17 protein-coding genes are annotated in these 17657 nt (G+C 67.1%); 10 read left to right on the top strand and 7 right to left on the bottom strand.

The window, feature by feature from the left end; translation table 11 throughout:
• Positions 1-14: 14 nt before the first annotated feature.
• Positions 15-1658 (bottom strand): CTP synthase, encoded by a 1644-nt coding sequence (locus DDZ14_RS12550; protein ID WP_109425327.1) that lies wholly within the window; start codon positions 1656-1658, stop codon positions 15-17.
• Between the two features lie 167 nt (positions 1659-1825).
• A complete protein-coding gene (gene secG, locus DDZ14_RS12555; RefSeq protein ID WP_109425328.1) occupies positions 1826-2188 on the bottom strand; it encodes a preprotein translocase subunit SecG in 363 nt (120 codons plus the stop codon).
• A 262-nt stretch (positions 2189-2450) separates the two neighbouring features.
• Here secG and DDZ14_RS12560 point away from each other — a divergent pair, with 262 nt between their 5' ends.
• On the top strand, positions 2451-3743 hold the full coding sequence (locus DDZ14_RS12560) for an adenylosuccinate synthase (RefSeq protein ID WP_109425329.1): 1293 nt from the start codon (positions 2451-2453) through the stop codon (positions 3741-3743).
• Between the two features lie 3 nt (positions 3744-3746).
• The gene (locus tag DDZ14_RS12565; RefSeq protein WP_109425330.1) at positions 3747-3980 is read left to right on the top strand and encodes a DUF2842 domain-containing protein; all 234 of its coding nucleotides are present in this window, start codon (positions 3747-3749) and stop codon (positions 3978-3980) included.
• A gap of 92 nt (positions 3981-4072) precedes the next feature.
• Here DDZ14_RS12565 and DDZ14_RS19710 read toward each other — a convergent pair whose 3' ends face one another.
• A complete protein-coding gene (locus tag DDZ14_RS19710; protein WP_158275520.1) occupies positions 4073-5653 on the bottom strand; it encodes a hypothetical protein in 1581 nt (526 codons plus the stop codon).
• 307 nt (positions 5654-5960) lie between these two features.
• Here DDZ14_RS19710 and DDZ14_RS12580 point away from each other — a divergent pair, with 307 nt between their 5' ends.
• Entirely contained in the window at positions 5961-6641 is a 681-nt protein-coding gene (locus DDZ14_RS12580; protein ID WP_109425332.1) for a thiamine diphosphokinase, read from the top strand.
• On the opposite strand, the gene DDZ14_RS12585 is transcribed toward DDZ14_RS12580, so the two are convergent.
• Both DDZ14_RS12585 and DDZ14_RS12590 read right to left on the bottom strand, forming a co-directional pair.
• A complete protein-coding gene (locus DDZ14_RS12585; RefSeq protein ID WP_233252568.1) occupies positions 6604-7551 on the bottom strand; it encodes a DMT family transporter in 948 nt (315 codons plus the stop codon). The genes DDZ14_RS12580 and DDZ14_RS12585 overlap by 38 nt on opposite strands.
• Positions 7552-7643: 92 nt before the next feature.
• Positions 7644-9017 carry an L-serine ammonia-lyase gene (locus tag DDZ14_RS12590; RefSeq protein ID WP_109425334.1) on the bottom strand — a complete coding sequence of 458 codons (1374 nt, stop codon included), beginning with the start codon at positions 9015-9017 and terminating at the stop codon, positions 7644-7646.
• Positions 9018-9191: 174 nt separating this feature from the next.
• Between DDZ14_RS12590 and rpiA the strand changes: the two genes are divergently transcribed.
• From rpiA to DDZ14_RS12620, 6 genes are all read left to right on the top strand, one after another.
• Positions 9192-9980, top strand: coding sequence for a ribose-5-phosphate isomerase RpiA (rpiA, locus tag DDZ14_RS12595; protein WP_109425335.1), 789 nt, complete (start codon positions 9192-9194; stop codon positions 9978-9980).
• 5 nt (positions 9981-9985) lie between these two features.
• Positions 9986-11341: a glutathione-disulfide reductase gene (gene gor / locus DDZ14_RS12600; RefSeq protein WP_109425336.1), complete on the top strand. Its 1356-nt coding sequence runs from the start codon at positions 9986-9988 to the stop codon at positions 11339-11341.
• Between the two features lie 63 nt (positions 11342-11404).
• Complete coding sequence (hflK, locus tag DDZ14_RS12605; RefSeq protein WP_109425337.1) at positions 11405-12550, top strand: FtsH protease activity modulator HflK; 1146 nt, start codon at positions 11405-11407, stop codon at positions 12548-12550.
• A complete protein-coding gene (gene hflC, locus DDZ14_RS12610) occupies positions 12550-13446 on the top strand; it encodes a protease modulator HflC (protein WP_109425338.1) in 897 nt (298 codons plus the stop codon). Before hflK ends, hflC begins: the two co-directional genes overlap by 1 nt.
• The gene (locus DDZ14_RS12615; RefSeq protein ID WP_109425339.1) at positions 13446-13640 is read left to right on the top strand and encodes a DUF2065 domain-containing protein; all 195 of its coding nucleotides are present in this window, start codon (positions 13446-13448) and stop codon (positions 13638-13640) included. Before hflC ends, DDZ14_RS12615 begins: the two co-directional genes overlap by 1 nt.
• A 195-nt stretch (positions 13641-13835) precedes the next feature.
• On the top strand, positions 13836-15260 hold the full coding sequence (locus DDZ14_RS12620; RefSeq protein ID WP_109425340.1) for a DegQ family serine endoprotease: 1425 nt from the start codon (positions 13836-13838) through the stop codon (positions 15258-15260).
• 73 nt (positions 15261-15333) lie between these two features.
• On the opposite strand, the gene DDZ14_RS12625 is transcribed toward DDZ14_RS12620, so the two are convergent.
• Complete coding sequence (locus DDZ14_RS12625) at positions 15334-15723, bottom strand: OB-fold nucleic acid binding domain-containing protein (RefSeq protein ID WP_109425341.1); 390 nt, start codon at positions 15721-15723, stop codon at positions 15334-15336.
• Positions 15724-15852: 129 nt separating this feature from the next.
• On the opposite strand from DDZ14_RS12625, the gene DDZ14_RS12630 reads away from it, so the two are divergent.
• Complete coding sequence (locus DDZ14_RS12630; RefSeq protein ID WP_109425342.1) at positions 15853-16176, top strand: 2Fe-2S iron-sulfur cluster-binding protein; 324 nt, start codon at positions 15853-15855, stop codon at positions 16174-16176.
• A 173-nt stretch (positions 16177-16349) separates the two neighbouring features.
• On the opposite strand, the gene purD is transcribed toward DDZ14_RS12630, so the two are convergent.
• Positions 16350-17612 (bottom strand): phosphoribosylamine--glycine ligase, encoded by a 1263-nt coding sequence (gene purD / locus DDZ14_RS12635; RefSeq protein WP_109425343.1) that lies wholly within the window; start codon positions 17610-17612, stop codon positions 16350-16352.
• Positions 17613-17657 lie beyond the last annotated feature (45 nt).

Below are 17657 nucleotides of genomic sequence, written 5' to 3' on the forward strand. Positions count from 1 at the left end.
AAGCGGATTCGCCGTCAGACCAGCCGGGATTGCGCCACCGCGGCGCGGATGAAATCGGCGAAAAGTGGATGCGGGGCGAAGGGTTTGGATTTCAGTTCGGGGTGGAACTGCACGCCGACGAACCAGGGGTGGTCGGGGATCTCCACGATCTCCGGCAGCTTGCCGTCCGGCGAAAGCCCCGAGAAGATCAGGCCGCATTCCTCCAGCTTCTCGCGGTACTTGATGTCGACCTCGTAGCGGTGGCGGTGGCGCTCGTGGATCGTCGTCGCGCCATAGATCGCCGCCGCGCGGCTGCCCTCGCGCAGCTTCGCGGTGTAGGAGCCAAGCCGCATCGTGCCGCCCTTGTCGTCCTCCACGCGCCGCGCCACCTTGGTGTCGCCCTGCACCCATTCCTTCAGGTGATAGACAACCGGCGTGAAGCGCCGCGCGCCGGCTTCGTGGTCGAATTCCTCCGACCCGGCGTCTTCGAGATGGGCCAGGTTGCGCGCCGCCTCGATCACCGCCATCTGCATGCCCAGGCAAATGCCCAGATAGGGAATGCCGCGGGTGCGCGCGAAAGTCGCCGCCTTGATCTTGCCCTCGGTGCCGCGTTCGCCGAAACCGCCGGGCACCAGGATGGCCTGGAAGCGTTCCAGATGCGGGGCCGGGTCCTCGCGCTCGAAGATCTCGGCGTCGATCCATTCGGCCCGCACCTTGACGCGGTTCTGCATCCCGCCATGGGTCAGCGCCTCGGCGATGGATTTATAGGCGTCCTCGAGTTGCGTGTACTTGCCGACGATGGCCACCCGCACCTCGCCCTCGGCGTGGAAGACGCGATCATAGACATCTTCCCAGCGGTGCAGGTCGGGCCGCGGCGCCGGACTGATCTGGAATGCGTCGAGCACCGCCTGGTCGAGCCCCTCGCGATGATAGGCCAGCGGCGCCTCGTAAATGGATTTCAGATCATAGGCGGCGATCACCGCGTCGGGCCGCACATTGCAGAAGAGCGCCAGCTTGTCGCGTTCCTTCTGCGGGATCGGTCCTTCGGACCGGCAGACCAGGATATCCGGCGCGATCCCGATCGAACGCAGCTCCTTCACCGAATGCTGGGTCGGCTTGGTCTTCAGCTCGCCCGAGGCGGCGATAAAGGGCAGCAGGGTGAGATGCATGAACAGGCACTGCCCGCGCGGCTTGTCCTGGCTGAACTGGCGGATCGCCTCGAAGAAGGGCAGCCCCTCGATATCGCCCACCGTGCCGCCGATCTCGCAAAGCATGAAATCGACCTCGTCCTCGCCGATGGCGATGAAGTCCTTGATCTCGTTGGTTACGTGCGGGATCACCTGAATGGTCTTTCCCAGGTAGTCGCCCCGGCGCTCCTTCTCCAGCACGTTGGAATAGATGCGCCCTGAGGAGACGCTGTCGGTCGCGCGCGCCGCGACGCCGGTGAAGCGTTCGTAGTGGCCCAGGTCGAGGTCGGTCTCCGCCCCGTCATCTGTAACGAAGACCTCGCCATGCTCGAACGGGCTCATGGTGCCGGGGTCCACGTTGAGATAGGGGTCGAGTTTCCTCAGCCGAACCGAATAGCCGCGGGCCTGCAGGAGCGCGCCCAGTGCGGCGGATGCCAGCCCTTTCCCAAGGCTGGAGACGACCCCGCCGGTGATGAATACGAAACGCGCCATGTGGTGCGGAAACCCCCGTGATCATGATGTATTCCGGCCGCACGAATCTCTATCCCGCGGCACTTATCACGGGATTTGAGATATAGAGCATTTGGCCGATACGATCAACCCGGAAACCGCAATATGCTGTAATCCGCCGGGTCGGCAACTCAAGCTGTTGTGGTCTTTTACTCCGCCCGTGGCGGCGGGGCCGGGGCATCGCCGGTGCTGGGTGGAAGCAGGTTCTCGCCCAGTGGCGTGGGTGCCGGGGCCTCCTGCGTGGCGGGCGCGTCGGTGCCCAGCCGCTCGATTACCGAATCGCCGCGCGAATTGGCCGCTGCGATGATCGTCAGCGCGATGGAGGTGCCCAGGAAGGCGATGGCCAGTGCCCATGTCGCCTTGCCCAGCGCGGTCGCCGCGGCGCGGCCGGTCATGGCGCCGCCGCCGCCGCCGCCCATTGCGCCCATGCCGCCTTCGGACCGCTGCATCAGCACCACGCCGATCAGGCAGAGCGCAAGGATCAGGTGGATGGTCAGAATGACGTTTTCCATTGGGTTCCGGTCCGTTTCTTCGGGCGTGGCGTTCGGGTGTGGGCGTCGTCGGGCTACTTAGAACCTAAGCGCCTGCGCCGCAAGGTCTACTCGTCCATATCGTCCATGTCCACCTGGCCCGATAGCGGACACCGCCGAAGGCCCGAGGCGCGCGCGGCGGACACGCGGCGCGTCTCAGCCCGGCCCGCGCGTGAATTTGCGGTTTCCGCGGCGCGCCGGGGCCGCTATACCGGCGCGGGTTTTGACCAAGGAGATATCGGGTATGGCCAATGTCGTGGTTGTCGGCGCGCAATGGGGCGATGAGGGCAAGGGCAAGATCGTCGACTGGCTGAGCGAACGCGCCGACGTGATCGCGCGCTTCCAGGGCGGCCACAACGCGGGCCATACGCTGGTCATCGACGGCAAGGTCTACAAGCTGAACGCGCTGCCTTCGGGCGTGGTGCGTGGCGGCAAGCTCAGCGTCATCGGAAACGGCGTGGTGCTCGATCCCTGGCATCTGGTCGCGGAGATTGAGCAGATCCGCGAGCTGGGCGTGACGATCTCCCCCGAGACGCTGATGATCGCCGAGAACACGCCGCTGATCCTGCCCATCCATGGTGAACTGGACCGCGCCCGCGAGGCGGCGGTGGGGGTGGCCAGGATCGGCACCACCGGCCGCGGCATCGGCCCGGCCTACGAGGACAAGGTCGGGCGGCGCTCGATCCGCGTGGCGGACCTCGCGGACCGGGAGACGCTGGAGCGGCGGGTGGACCGGGCGCTGGCCCATCACGACGCGCTACGCCGGGGCCTGGGGCTGGAGCCGGTGGACCGCGCCGCGCTGATCGCGCAACTGCTGGAGATCGCCCCGGCTATCCTCGAATATGCCGCGCCGGTCTGGAAGGTACTGGGCGAGAAGCGCCGGGCGGGCAAGCGTATCCTCTTCGAAGGCGCGCAGGGTGCGCTTCTGGATATCGATTTCGGCACCTATCCTTTCGTCACCTCATCCAATGTCATCGCCGGGCAGGCGGCGACCGGCACCGGCATTGGCCCCGGCGCGATCGACTTCGTTCTGGGCATCGTCAAAGCCTATACGACGCGCGTCGGCGAGGGACCATTCCCGACGGAACTCGATGACGCGGACGGCAAGCGGCTCGGGGAACGCGGCCATGAATTCGGCACCGTGACGGGGCGCAAGCGCCGCTGCGGCTGGTTTGACGCGGTGCTGGTGCGCCAGACCTGCGCGACATCGGGCGTGAACGGCATCGCGCTGACCAAGCTCGACGTGCTGGACGGGTTCGAGACACTGCGCATCTGCGTGGGCTACGAACTTGATGGCAAGCGGCTCGACTACCTGCCTACGGCGGCTGATCAACAGGCCCGCTGCGTTCCAGTCTACGAGGAGATGCCGGGTTGGTCGGCCTCCACCGAGGGCGCGCGGCGCTGGGCCGACCTGCCGGCCGAGGCGATCAAGTATGTCCGCCGGGTGGAGGAGTTGATCGACTGCCCGGTCGCGCTACTCTCCACCTCGCCGGAACGTGACGACACGATCCTCGTGACCGATCCTTTTGCGGACTGACCCATGGCTCTGAGCTACAAGGCCCGGCGGCGGCTGTCGCTTCTGATCCTGCTGGTGGGGCTGCCGGCCTATGTCGTGGTGGCCGTCACGCTGGTCAACTGGATCGACCGGCCGTCGCCGCTGGTGGAACTCGTCGTCTACGTGGTGCTCGGGATCGTCTGGATCCTGCCTTTGCGAGCAGTCTTCCGCGGCGTCGGTCAGGCGGACCCGGAGGCGGGCGAAGACGACCGGGACTGACGGCATGGCCCCAAACGGAACCGGAGCGGCCCTTGCGGACCGCTCCGATCTCCCAAATCAAGCGAGCGTTCGGGACGTAACGACACCCTGACTTATCGGGTGCCGGTCCGCGCTTCCTGCACGAAGCGCGAATCCTCCGTGATGACGAACTGGCCGTCCTGCACCCGCCGGATGCGGCCCTCGCGCAGGAGCTTGCCGAAGGAGCGCAGACCGGCTTCGCGGGAAAACTCTTCCCCCGCCTTGAGCCGCGCGATCTTCGACATGACCTGCGCGCGGGAGAAGCGCTGACGCCCTTCCACATGCGAGGTATAGGCAGCCGCTGCTTCCAGAAGCTCGGGCAGGGAGCCCGCGCCGATCCGCTCGGCGAATTCCTGAAAGCTGTCGCTGTCGGCCAGCGCGTCTTCAGTTTCGGCTTCGTCTTCCAGCACCAGGATTTCGGTGGTCACGCGATGGCGACGCGGCGCTGCGGCGGAAGGGGCGGCGACGGCGTCATCTTTGTCGGCCTCGTCGGCCTCGTCGTCCTTGTCGATCCGCTGCTCCGACACCAGCACGAGCGGCGACGCGTTCTCGGCACGCGGCTGCTCGTCCTCGCCTTGAGGCGCGGCGGCGTGTGCCGGCGCGGTCGCTTCCGCAAGGTCGGCGCGGTAGGCGTCGGTTGCCCCATCGGCGTCGTTGGCCGCCTTGCCGGTCCCGCCGAGCTGGCGTTCGGCCCAGGTCGCCGCGACTGCGGCCTTGAGCTGTGCGAAGGCGTTCTGCTTGCGTGTCGTCTCGACCCCGCGGAGCTTGGAGTTGGTCGTCTCCAGGAGACGCTCCAGCGCCGCATCCTCGTCTTCCGCGCCGTCGCTGGTGAAGGCATCGCGGCCATGTTCGGCCTCGGCCTCTTCGGCTTCCTCGGCCTCGACTTCGGTCTCCGCCATGGCGGCGACCGCCTCTGCTTCGGCCTCCGCAATCGCGGCCTCGGCTTCGGCCAGATCCGCGGCCGCCATTTCGGCTGCCGCCTCCTCGGCCTCGCGGTCCGCCGTTTCGATTTCCTGTGCGGTTTCTTCCTGTGCGGCGGCTTCCACCTCGGCTTCCACTTCGGCTTCGGCTTCCACTTCGGCTTCGGCTTCCACGTTGGCGGCGGCTTCCGCTTCGGCTTCCACTTCCGCTTCGGCTTCCACCTTGGCTTCGGCTTCCTCGTCCGCCTCCGCTTCCAGTACGGTTTCCCGTTCGGCTTCCGCTTCTACTTCGGCCTCGGGTTCCGCAGCGAAGTGTGCCGCAATCTCCTCGCCGGTTGCCTCGGGTTGAGCGTCGGCGACGTCGGTGTCGTCCTGCTCCACTCCGGGTTCGCCCGCAGCCTTGCGGATGCGCTCCAGCTTCTCGGCGACAGAAGGCTCCTGGACCGTGGCGGACGCCGTGTCCTCGGCCGTGTCCTCGGTTGCTTCCGCGATGCTCTCGGACATGTCGCCCATGGCTTCGGCCGCCGTGGCGGCGGCCGCCGGGCGCGGCAGCGGAACGGACGTGTCAGGCGCCTGGAAGAGCGAAGGTTTGCGCGCCGCCACGGCTGCGGTTTCGGTCGCGGCTTCGGGCGCAGCTTCGGCCTGACCCTTCGCCTGGCGCAGGATCACCCCGTTCGTCTGCGTTTCCGCGGCCACGCGCCGGGAGATCGACCTTTCGGCGATCTTCTGGAGCATTTCCGCGTCAGGGACCGGCGGTTCACAGCCAAAGTACCGGTCATCCGCGGCCAGATCACGAAAGTATTCCGCGATGTGGCGCATGGTTGTAAAAGGATCGTCAAAACCTTCAAGTGTGCAGGCGAAGGTTCCATAGGATACGGTCAGGATTTTACTCGCACCCACCATAACGTGCTCGCTTTCTCCCCGACCCAGCGAAGATAAAATATCATCACGGGTTTGGGATCGACAAATGAAATCGGGCCTTAACCCCCCAATACAGGGTCATTTCATTGCCGTTTGTTTCCCGATGCGACAGTAATACCGCATGTCCGGCTTGATTGTTCAATCTGCGCTAGGTGTCACCCTGATCGGCGGATCCGATTGCGACTCGGACGATCTGGCACTTGCCCTGCGCCTTGCCCCCGATCTGGTGGCCGCCGACAGTGGCGCCATGACGGCGCTGCGGCTGGGGCGCCGGCCCAAGGCGGTGATCGGCGACATGGATTCGCTCGACACGCTCACCGCGGCCGGGCTGGACCGCCGGACCATCCACCGGATCGATGAGCAGGATACCACGGATTTCGAGAAATGTCTTTTGCGGATTGGTGCGCCGGTGATCCTGGCGGTCGGCTTCAGCGGCGGGCGGCTGGATCACGAACTGGCCAATCTGAACATCCTCAGCCGCTATCCGCAGAAGCCCTGCATCGTGATCGGGGTTGCGGATATCTGCTTTCACTGTCCGCCCGCGCTCGGCCTCGATCTGGCGGCGGGCACGCGGGTCTCGCTCTTCCCGATGGCGCCCTGTACCGGGCGCAGCACGGGGCTGCGTTGGTCCATCGACGGCATCGGCTTCGCGCCAGGCGGGCGCGTCGGCACCTCGAACGCGGCCGAAGGCGGGCCGGTTTCGCTGGAGATGGATGCGCCCGGCATGCTGGTGATGTTGCCGCGCGACGAGCTGGCGCAGGCGGTCAGGGCGGTGGCATCGGCAGCCGCGCGCGACGGCTGAGCCGGCGTTCGCGCAGGTAGACGAAGAGCCCCGATCCCACGATGATCGCGATGCCGAGCATCGTCAGCAAGTCAGGGAAATCCCCGAAGACCCAGAAGCCCAGCAGCGTGGCCGAGACGATCTCGATATATTGCAGCGGCGCGATCGTGGCCGCGGGCGCGAATTTCAGTGCAAAGCTGATGAAGAGATGCGCCACTGTGGCCGCCACCCCGATGCCCAGCAGGTAGAGCCCGCTCCGCAGGTCCGGCCAGACCGGGTCGATCGGCGCCAGCCCGCCGGCATTGCCATAGCCCAGCACCGGCAGGATCAGCGCCATCGCGGCCACTGCGGTATAGGCTTGCAGCGTCAGCGGATGCATCGCCACCGCCATGCGCCGGGTCAGGATCATGTAGAAGGCAAAGCAAACCGCCGTGCCCAGCGGCAGGAAGGCCACTGCGCCAAAATCCGAGAAGCTGGGCTTGATGATCAGCAGCGCGCCGCCGAAGCCCACCGCGCAGGCCAGGTAGCGCCGCCAGCCCACCGCCTCGCCCAGCAGGACGCCGCCCAGCAGCGTAAGGATGAAGGGCTCCACGAAGAAGATCGCGATGGCGTCGGCCATCGGCATCACCGCGAGCGCCGCGAAGAAGCAGCCCGTGGCCAGCAGGATCAGCGCGGCGCGCAGGAAATGGCGGATCACCTCGGCCCGGCCCGGACGGTGCAGCCCGCCCAGCGCCGCAGCGACCGGCAGCAGCAGCAGCGACTGCACGGCGAATCGCGCGGCCACCGCCTGACCCACCGGGATGGTCTCGGAGGCGAGCTTGGCGAAGACGTCGATCACCGGCCCGAAAAGCGCGAAGACCGTCATCAGGAAAATGCCCAGCAGGGCCCGGTCCGGCGCCAGGGCAGGGCGCATGTCAGCGGATTGTGTCATGGACCCTGTCAAGCCCGGACGGGCGGTCCCGTCTCATCCGTTTGCGACATTTGCGGTCGGGTGGGTAAGCGGCTCGGCCGGGCCGGCCCCGGTCAGCAGTTCGGCACGTTGACCGCCAGCCCGCCCAGCGAGGTTTCCTTGTACTTCTCGCTCATGTCCGCGCCGGTCTGGCGCATCGTCTCGATACAGGCGTCGAGCGGCACCAGATGCGTGCCGTCGCCCCGAAGCGCCAGCGAGGCCGCCGAGACCGCCTTGATGGCGCCCAGCCCGTTGCGCTCGATACAGGGCACCTGCACCAGGCCCTTCACCGGGTCGCAGGTCATGCCCAGGTGATGCTCCAGCGCGATTTCGGCGGCGTTCTCCACCTGTGCGGGGGTGCCGCCCAGCACCGCGCAGAGCCCGGCCGCCGCCATCGCCGCCGCCGACCCGACCTCGGCCTGACAGCCGCATTCCGCCCCCGAGATCGAGGCGTTGTGCTTGACGATGCCGCCGATCGCTGCCGCGGTCAGCAGGAAGTCCTGCACACCCGCCCTGCGGGCGCCCGGCACATGGTCGAGCCAGTAGCGGATCGTGGCCGGCACCACGCCCGCGGCGCCGTTCGTGGGGGCGGTGACGACCTGCCCGCCGGCGGCGTTCTCCTCGTTCACGGCCATCGCATAGGTGCTGATCCAGTCGTTGATGATATGCGGCGGCGTGACGTTGAGCCCCTGTTCCGCTTTCAGCTTCTCGTGGATCGCATGGGCCCGGCGCTTGACCAGCAGCCCGCCGGGCAGGGTGCCTTCGCCCGCCAGCCCGCGGTCGATGCAGTTCGTCATCACCTCCCAGATCCGGTCGATACCGGCCTTGAGTTCGGCGTCGCCGTGGCGCACCAGCTCGTTGCGGCGCTTCATCGCCGCGATGGAGATGCCCGATGCCTCGGCCATCTGCAGCATCTCCGCGCCGTTGCGGAACGGGAAGGGGAAGTCGCCCTCCGGCGTGGGCGCACCGCCCTGGGCCAGTTCCGCTTCGGTCAGTACGAAGCCGCCGCCGATGGAATAATAGGTCTCCCGCTCGATCACGTCGCCCTGTGCGTCGAGCGCATAGAGGATCATCGCGTTGGCATGGCCCGGCAGCGGGTGGTCGTAGTCGAAGACCAGATCGGTCGCCGGGTCGAAGGCCAGCACCGGCAGGCCGGCATTCTCGACCTGCCGGGTGCGGAAGATCGTCTCATAGGCCTCGGCCGCCTTGTCGGCGTCGAAAGCGTCGGCGCGGAAGCCCGCGAGGCCCAGGATCACCGCGCGGTCTGTGGCGTGGCCGCGACCGGTGAAGGCCAGCGATCCGTGCAGAGAACAGCGCAGCGCGGCGGCCGTGAACGGGCTCGCGCGCAGCCGGTCGAGAAACCGCGCCGCAGCGACCATCGGGCCGATCGTGTGCGACGAGGACGGGCCAACGCCGACCTTGAAGATGTCGAAGACGCTGAGGAACATGGCGGGCCTTTCTGTACTGCCGCTAATGCAATGGCGGAAAATCCGGCGGCGCACTGTTCTGAATGCGACTGTTGTGAACGGCAAAGGCGTCAGCGTCAAATCGAGGCGGGATTTACACTCGCTCCCCGGCAGCAAACTTCCTATAAGCGGGATGCAGTTTTCAGGAGGTGCGGCATGGGCGGTCATCTTTCGCCGATGGAAAAGGCCAAGTTCGTCGCGGCGAAACGCGCCGTCGACTATGTCGAGGACGGCATGCGGCTGGGTCTCGGCACCGGGTCCACGGCGGCCTGGATGGTCCGCATCCTGGGCGAGATGGTGCGCGAGGAGGGGCTCAACATCACGGGCGTTCCGACCTCCAGCCGGACCGCCGATCTGGCGCGTGAGGTCGGCGTGCCGATCACCACGCTCGACGAGGTGAAATGGCTCGACCTGACGATCGACGGGGCCGACGAGTTCGACCCGGACCTCAACCTTATCAAGGGCGGCGGCGGGGCGCTTCTGCAGGAGAAGATCGTGGCCACCGCCTCGGACATGATGGTGGTTGTTTCCGACGCCTCCAAGCAGGTCGAGACGCTGGGCGCCTTTCCACTGCCGGTGGAGGTGATCCCCTTCGGCTGGCAGACTACCAAGGCGCTGATCGAGGAAAGCCTGACCGGGCTCGACGTGATGGGCCGCTCGGCGTCGCTGCGGCTCAACCACGATGCGCCCTTCGTCACCGACGAGGGCAACCATATCCTCGATCTGCACCTGCGCCGCATCGGCAATCCACGGCAGCTCTCGATGGTGCTCAACCAGGTCCCCGGCGTCGTCGAGAACGGCCTTTTCATTGACATTGCCGACGCGATCGTGATTGGCCACGGTGACGGTCTTGTGGAAGTCCGCGACATCAATAACGGCACCGTCGAGCGCGAGCGCATCGGCGTGGTCGAGGATGACAACCTGTTCACGGATATAGCGGACTGAGGATTATGGCTTTCGACTACGACCTGTTCGTCATCGGCGGCGGTTCCGGCGGGGTCCGGGCGGCCCGCGTCGCCGCCGAGACCGGCGCCCGCGTGGGATTGGCCGAGGAATACCGTATGGGCGGCACCTGTGTGATCCGCGGCTGCGTGCCCAAGAAGCTGATGGTCTTCGCCTCAGGCTTCTCTCACGCCTTCGAGGATGCCCGCGGCTTCGGCTGGGATGTCGCGGAGGCGGCGTTCGACTGGCCCGCCTTCCGCGCCAAGAAGGATGCCGAGATCGCCCGGCTGGAAGGCATCTACCGCGCCAATCTGGACCGCGCCGGGGTCGAGGCCTTCGATGCGCGCGCCACGCTTGCGGGCCCGCATGAGGTGACGCTCTCCACCGGGCAGAGCTTCCGCGCCAGACATGTCCTGATCGCCACCGGCGGCGCGCCCTTCATGCCGGACCTGCCGGGGATCGAGCATGCCATCAGCTCTAACGACATATTCGACATGGAGGTGCTGCCGGGCCGCGCGCTGGTCGTGGGCGGCGGCTTCATCGCCTGCGAATTCGCCTGCATCCTCAACGGGATGGGCGTGGCGGTCACGCAGCTTTACCGGGGCGAGCAGATCCTGCGCGGCTTCGACGGCGAGATGCGCGGCCATCTGGCCGAGGCGATGTGCGAGCGCGGCGTGGACCTGCATGTCGGCACCGATGTGGAACGCATCGACAAGGCGGACGGGGCACTGCGCGTGACCCGCAACGACGGCCATTTGCACGAGGTGGACTTGGTGCTTTACGCCACCGGGCGACGGCCCAGCACCGCCGGGTTGGGGCTGGAGGAGGCCGGGGTGGATCTGGCCCGCGGCGGTGCGGTGAAGGTGGACGAATGGTCGCAAAGCAGCGTGCCGTCGATCTATGCGGTGGGCGACGTGACCGACCGCGTGAACCTCACGCCGGTCGCGATCCGGGAGGGCGCGGCCTTCGTGGAGACGGTCTTCAAGGCCAATCCGGTGGCGGTGGACCATTCGGTCGTGGCCTCGGCGGTCTTCACACAGCCGGAATTCGGTACCGTCGGCATGACCGAGGAAGCCGCCCGCGACGCCGGGCCGATCGAGATCTATTCCGCCGCCTTCCGGCCGATGCAGAATATCCTGGCCGGGAGCGAGGAGCGGGTGCTGATGAAGCTCGTGGTCTGCGCCGAAACGCGCCGCGTTCTGGGCGTACATATCATCGGGCCCGGCGCGGGCGAGATGATCCAGCTTGCCGGTGTCGCCGTGACGATGGGCGCCACGAAGGAAGATTTCGACCGCACGGTTGCGGTTCACCCCACGATGGCGGAAGAATTGGTGACCATGAAGACACCGACGCGCACGGCTTGAAATTCACGCCCGCGTGTACAGTTAGGACCACAGGGAACCTCAGCAGAGGAGAGGAAAGACCATATGGCCAGCAACAAAGGCGGACCCTGGGGCGGCGGAGGCGGCCGGGATAACGGCGGCGACGACCGGCGGCCCGGCGGGCAGCGCCCCGGCGGCGGCGACCAGCCGCAGATCCCCGAGATCGACGAGATCGTGCGCAAAGGGCAGGAGCAGTTGCGCGTCCTGATGGGCGGTCGCGGCGGCAAGCGTCCCAACGGGCCGGGTGGCGGATCGGGCGGACCTGGCTTCAACCGCGGCTCGATCACGCTGATTGTGCTGGCTGCGGTCGGGCTGTGGCTCTGGGCTTCGGTCTACGCCGTGAAGCCAGAGGAACAGTCGGTCCAGCTCTTTCTGGGCGAATACGCTTCGACCGGGCAGCCGGGCCTGAACTTCGCGCCCTGGCCGGTGATGACCTATCAGAAGGTCAACGTGACCAGCGAACGGGTGGAGGCGATCGGCACCGGCGGTTCCGGTCGGATGTCCCAGGGGCTGATGCTGACCGGCGACGAGAATATCGTCGATATCGACTTCCAGGTGGTCTGGAACATCACCGACCCGGCACAATTCCTGTTCAACCTGCGCGATCCGGATGAAACAGTGAGCGCGGTGGCAGAATCGGCAATGCGCGAGATCATCGCGCAATCGCAGCTCGCGCCGATCCTCAACCGCGACCGGGGCGCCATTGCATCCCGGCTGGAGGAGCTGATCCAGGGGACGCTCAGCAGTTATGGCGCGGGCATCAACGTGGTGCGGATCAACTTCGACAAGGCCGACCCCCCGAGCGAGGTGATCGACGCCTTCCGCCAGGTGCAGGCGGCCGAGCAGGAACGCGACCGGCTCGAGAAGGAGGCCGACGCCTATGCAAATACCGTGTTGGGCGCCGCGCGCGGCGAGGCCGCGCAGCTTCTCGAGGAAGCGGAAGGCTACCGCGCCCGCGTGGTGAACGAGGCCGAGGGTGAGGCAAGCCGCTTCACCGCGGTTCTGACGGAATACCAGAAGGCGCCGGAGGTCACCCGGCAGCGTCTCTATCTGGAGACGATGGAGCGCGTTCTGGGCGATGTGGACAAGATACTTCTGGAAGGCGGCCTTGGCGGCGAGGGGGGTATCGTGCCCTATCTGCCGCTCAACGAATTGCGCCGCAGCCAGACCGGGCAGGGGAGCAGCAACTGATGGGACGTTCCGCAATTATACTGCCGATCGTGGTGATCGTGCTGGTCGCCATCCTGTCCTCGATCTTCGTGGTGGACGAGCGCGAGAAGGCGCTGGTGCTCCAGTTCGGCCAGATCAGGGACGTGAAGGAGAATCCCGGCCTGGGCTTCAAGGTGCCGCTGATCCAGGAGGTGGTGCGCTATGACGACCGCATCCTCTCGATCGACACCAGCCCGTTGGAAGTCACGCCGCTCGACGACCGGCGCCTCGTGGTGGACGCCTTCGCGCGTTACCGGATCGAGGATGTGGTGCGCTTCCGCCAGGCCGTCGGCGTGGGCGGCGTGCGCAGCGCCGAGACCCGGCTGGAGCAGATCCTCAACGCCATGACGCGGGAGATTCTGGGTTCGGTCACGTCCGACGACATCCTGTCGGCGGATCGGGCCGCGCTGATGGAGCGCATCCGCTCCGGCGCCTCGCGGGAGTCGGAAAACCTCGGGCTCGAGATCGTCGATGTGCGGCTCAAGCGCACCGACCTGCCCGAGCAGAACCTGGAGGCGACTTTCGCCCGGATGCGCGCCGAGCGCGAGCGCGAGGCCGCAGACGAGATCGCCCGCGGCAAGGAGGCGGCGACCCGCATCCGCGCGCAGGCCGACCGCACCAAGGTCGAACTGGTCTCGGAGGCCGAGAAGAACGCCAACATCACCCGCGGCGAGGCGGATGCCCGGCGTAACGCCGTCTATGCCGATGCCTTCGGCAAGGACCGGGAGTTCTTCGAGTTCTACCGCTCGCTCTCGGCCTATGAGAAAGCGCTGGCGGGAAGCAATTCGTCGATGGTCATGTCGCCCGACAGCGAGTTCTTCAAGTACCTGAAGTCCGAACACGGGGGCAGGCCCTCCAGCGGTGAAGTGGGGCAGTGATGGCGGAACTGGTCCTTGCCCTCGGGTTTGTGGCCGTGATCGAGGGGCTGGTGCTCGCACTGGCCCCTTTGCGTTTCGAAGAATTGCTGGAATGGCTCCGCAGCCTCGACGCACAGGTCCGCCGGACGCTGGGGCTGGGAATGGTGGCCTTCGGCGTCGCCCTGATCTGGCTGGCCAAGTCCGTTCTCGGATGAGGCGACGGAATACGCGGCGCTTCACGTATTTGTGATGGCCGTATCGGCATTTGAATTTGAAATGTGTCTTTTGGGCCAAACATGGGGTGGGAGAAGGCAAGTTCCGTCCCCACATGTCCCGAGGACGCAAGACCGCAGGAGGATATTGACGTGACTTCCCAGACTATTTCGCTCCCGGCGGCGCCCCGGCCCGCCATGCGCTATGCGCTCGGCCTGCTTCTGGGGCTGGCGCTGGTCCTGACGCAGGCGATCGCCGCGCAGGCGCGTTCGGCGCCCGAAGGCTTCGCCGATCTGGTCGGCAAGGTCGGCCCCGCGGTGGTCAACATCACCACATCGACGACCGTGGAGGCCAGCGACGGCCCACGCCCGATGGTGCCCGAAGGCTCACCGCTGGAGGATTTCTTCCGCGATTTTATGGACCGCCAGCGCGAGGGGCAGCGGCCACGCCGCTCCAACGCGCTCGGCTCCGGTTTCGTGATCTCCGAGGATGGCTACATCGTCACCAACAACCACGTGATCGCCAAGGCCGACGAGATCTCGGTGGAGTTTCAGTCCGGCATTACGCTCGATGCCAAGCTGATCGGCACCGACCCGAAGGTGGACATCGCGCTCCTGAAGGTCGAAAGCGACGAGCCGCTGCCCTTCGTGAGCTTCGGCGACAGCGACGTGATGCGCGTCGGCGAATGGGTGCTGGCGATCGGCAACCCGCTGGGCCAGGGTTTCTCTGCCTCCGCAGGCATCATCTCGGCGCGCAACCGGGAGCTTTCCGGCCCCTATGACGACTTCATCCAGACCGACGCGGCGATCAACAAGGGCAATTCCGGCGGTCCGCTCTTCAATATGGATGGCGAGGTCGTGGGCGTGAACACCGCGATCCTCAGCCCGACCGGCGGCTCCATCGGCATCGGCTTCTCGATGGCGTCGAACGTGGTGCAGAATGTCGTCAACCAGCTCAAGGAGTATGGCGAGACCCGCCGCGGCTGGCTCGGCGTGCGCATCCAGGACGTGACCGAGGACGTGGCCGAGGCGCTGGGGCTCGAAGCCGCCGGCGGCGCGCTCGTCACCGACGTGCCCGAAGGCCCCGCGCGCGAGGCCGGGATGGAAGCCAGCGACGTGATCACCTCCTTCGACGGCACAAAGGTCGAGGATACCCGCGCCCTGGTGCGCATGGTGGGCCGGACCGAGGTCGGCAAAGCGGTGCGTGTCGTGGTCTTCCGCGACGGAGCGACCAAGACGCTGAAAGTGACGCTTGGCCGCCGCGAGGAGGCCGAAGGCAGCGTGCCCGCCGCGATGCAGACCCCGGACGGCGCCCCCGAGAAGACCGAGATGCTGGGCATCTCGCTCTCCGCTCTCAATGACGAGCTGCGCCAGCAGCTTGGGCTCGACGGCGAGGCGACCGGGCTCGTGGTCACCGATGTCGCCCCCGAGAGCGAAGCCTACGAGAAGGGCCTGCGCGCCGGCGATCTGATCGCCGAGGCCGGCCAGCAGGAGGTCTCCAGCGTCAGCGCCTTCGAGGAGCGCGTCGAGGCGGCACGGGAGGCCGGCCGCAAGTCGCTGCTGCTCCTGGTGCGCCGGCAGGGCGACCCGCGCTTCGTGGCGCTCTCTCTCGACGAAGGCTGAGCCGGCGCGGCCCGCACGACCGGGCGAACGGGGCGTCTTCGGGCGCCCCTTTTCGTTCCGGGCGGCCGGGGTCTCAATCCCCGTCCTGCCGGTCCAGCAGCCGGTCGAGCAGGGCCGAGATGTCTTCCACCTGCTCGGCGATCACATGCGCCACCCCCGCCTGGCGTTCGAGCCGGCCCGTCACCCGCAGCATCCGTGCCGCGATCACCGCGCGGCGGAAGCGTTCGAATGTCCTGGCCCAGACCACCACATTGGCGATACCGGTCTCGTCCTCCAGCGTCAGGAAGACCACACCGCGTGCGGTGCCCGGCCGCTGGCGCACCATAACCAGCCCCGCCACGGTCACCCGCGCGCCGTTGGGTGGCTCGTCGAGTCGGGCATGGGGCAGCGCTGCGGGCGGCTGCGGCCATCTGCCGGGGCGCGATGCGGCGGGCGATCTGGGCGGGCGGGTTGTCGCGGGCATAAGAACAAAAATAGAACATTCTACATGGCAGACAAGAGTCGCCGGCATCTCTGGCAAAAGCCGTCCAGTTCGATTATGTGGCGGGTTCAGACCCGGCGCGCGTCCGGAACAGGTGCATGAGGGAAAGACATGGCGAAGATCACCTATATCGAGCATAACGGCACGGAACATGTGGTGGACGTGGCGAATGGCCTGACGGTCATGGAAGGCGCGCGCGACAACAACATTCCGGGCATCGAGGCCGATTGCGGTGGCGCCTGCGCCTGTTCCACCTGCCATGTCTATGTCGATGCCGCCTGGGTCGACCGGCTGCCGCCCAAGGACGACATGGAAGAGGACATGCTCGATTTCGCCTATGAGCCCGATCCCGAGAAATCGCGCCTGACCTGCCAGCTCAAGGTCACCGACGAACTTGAAGGCCTGATCGTGCGGATGCCCGAAAAACAAATCTGAACCGACGCGGGCGGGGCGCTCACCGCGCGCCATCGGAGGTCAAGCCGAACGCCGCCGGGATCGACCGGGCCATACCTGCGGATGACTTTCATCTTTCCCGAAATACTCTGGGGGTGCGGGGGTGAAACCCCCGCCCCGGTCGGGTTGCGCTCGCGCAACCCGAAATCGAAGGATCAGAGCGCCCGCCAACCGATGTCGCGTCGGCAGAACCCGCCCGGCCAGTCGATCGCAACGATCATCGCATAGGCCCGGTCGCGGGCCTCCGCCAGCGTGCCGCCGCGCGCCGTGACGTTCAGCACCCGCCCGCCCGCGGCCACGACCTGCCCGCCGACGCGCGCCGTGCCGGCATGGAACACCATCTCGCGGCTGGTCTCGGGCAGCGCCTCCAGCCCGCCGATCGCGCCGCCCTTCTCATAGGCGCCGGGATAGCCTTGCGCAGCCATCACCACGGTCATCGCGTGGTCGTCGGCCCAGTTGACCGACATCTCGGCCAGCCGGCCCTCCGCGGAGGCCAGCATCAGGTCCAGCGCCTGCGCGCCCAGCCGCATCATCAGCACCTGGCATTCGGGATCGCCGAAGCGCACGTTGTATTCCACCAGCCGCGGCCGGCCCTCTTCGATCATCAGCCCGGCATAGAGCACGCCGCGAAAAGGCATGCCGCGTCGCGCCATCTCCGCCAGGGTGGGCCGGACGATCTCCTCGAGCGCCCGCTGCGCCACCGCCTCGGTCATCACCGGGGCAGGAGAATAGGCCCCCATCCCGCCCGTGTTGGGGCCGGTGTCGCCCTCGCCGGCACGCTTGTGGTCCTGCGCGGTGCCGATGGGCACCGCCGTCTCGCCGTCGCAAAGCACGAAGAAGCTGGCCTCCTCGCCCGCCATGAACTCCTCGATCACCACCTCGGCGCCGGCCTGCCCGAACTCGCCGCCGAACATGTCGTCGACCGCCGCACACGCCTCCTCCACGGTGCCGGCCACGATCACGCCCTTGCCGGCGGCCAGCCCGTCGGCCTTGACCACGATCGGCGCGCCGCGGCTGCGGATGTAATCGCGGGCCGGCCCGGCCTCGGTGAAGCGTGCCCAGGCAGCGGTGGGCGCTCCCACCGCGTCGCAGATCTCCTTGGTGAATGTCTTGGAAGCCTCCAGCCGCGCTGCCGCCGCCGAGGGGCCGAAGGCCAGCACGCCCGCCTCCCCCAGCGCGTCCGCGACCCCCGAAGCGAGCGGCGCCTCCGGCCCGATCACCACGAAATCTATGGCGTTCTCGGCGCAGAATGCCGCCACGACCCCGCCATCGCAGATGTCGATATCCGCGCATTCGGCGATCGCCTCCAGGCCGGCATTTCCGGGCGCACAGATCAGCCGGTCGCATTTGGGGTTCTGCAGAATGGCCCAGGCGAGGCTGTGCTCGCGCCCGCCGCTTCCCAGCACCAGAATATTCATCGCGTCCCCCGCTTGGCCAAGCCTCCCGCGCGTTCTAGGATGCAC

Origin of the sequence: Maritimibacter sp. 55A14 (assembly GCF_003122205.1) — a bacterium.
Lineage (GTDB): Bacteria > Pseudomonadota > Alphaproteobacteria > Rhodobacterales > Rhodobacteraceae > QEYE01.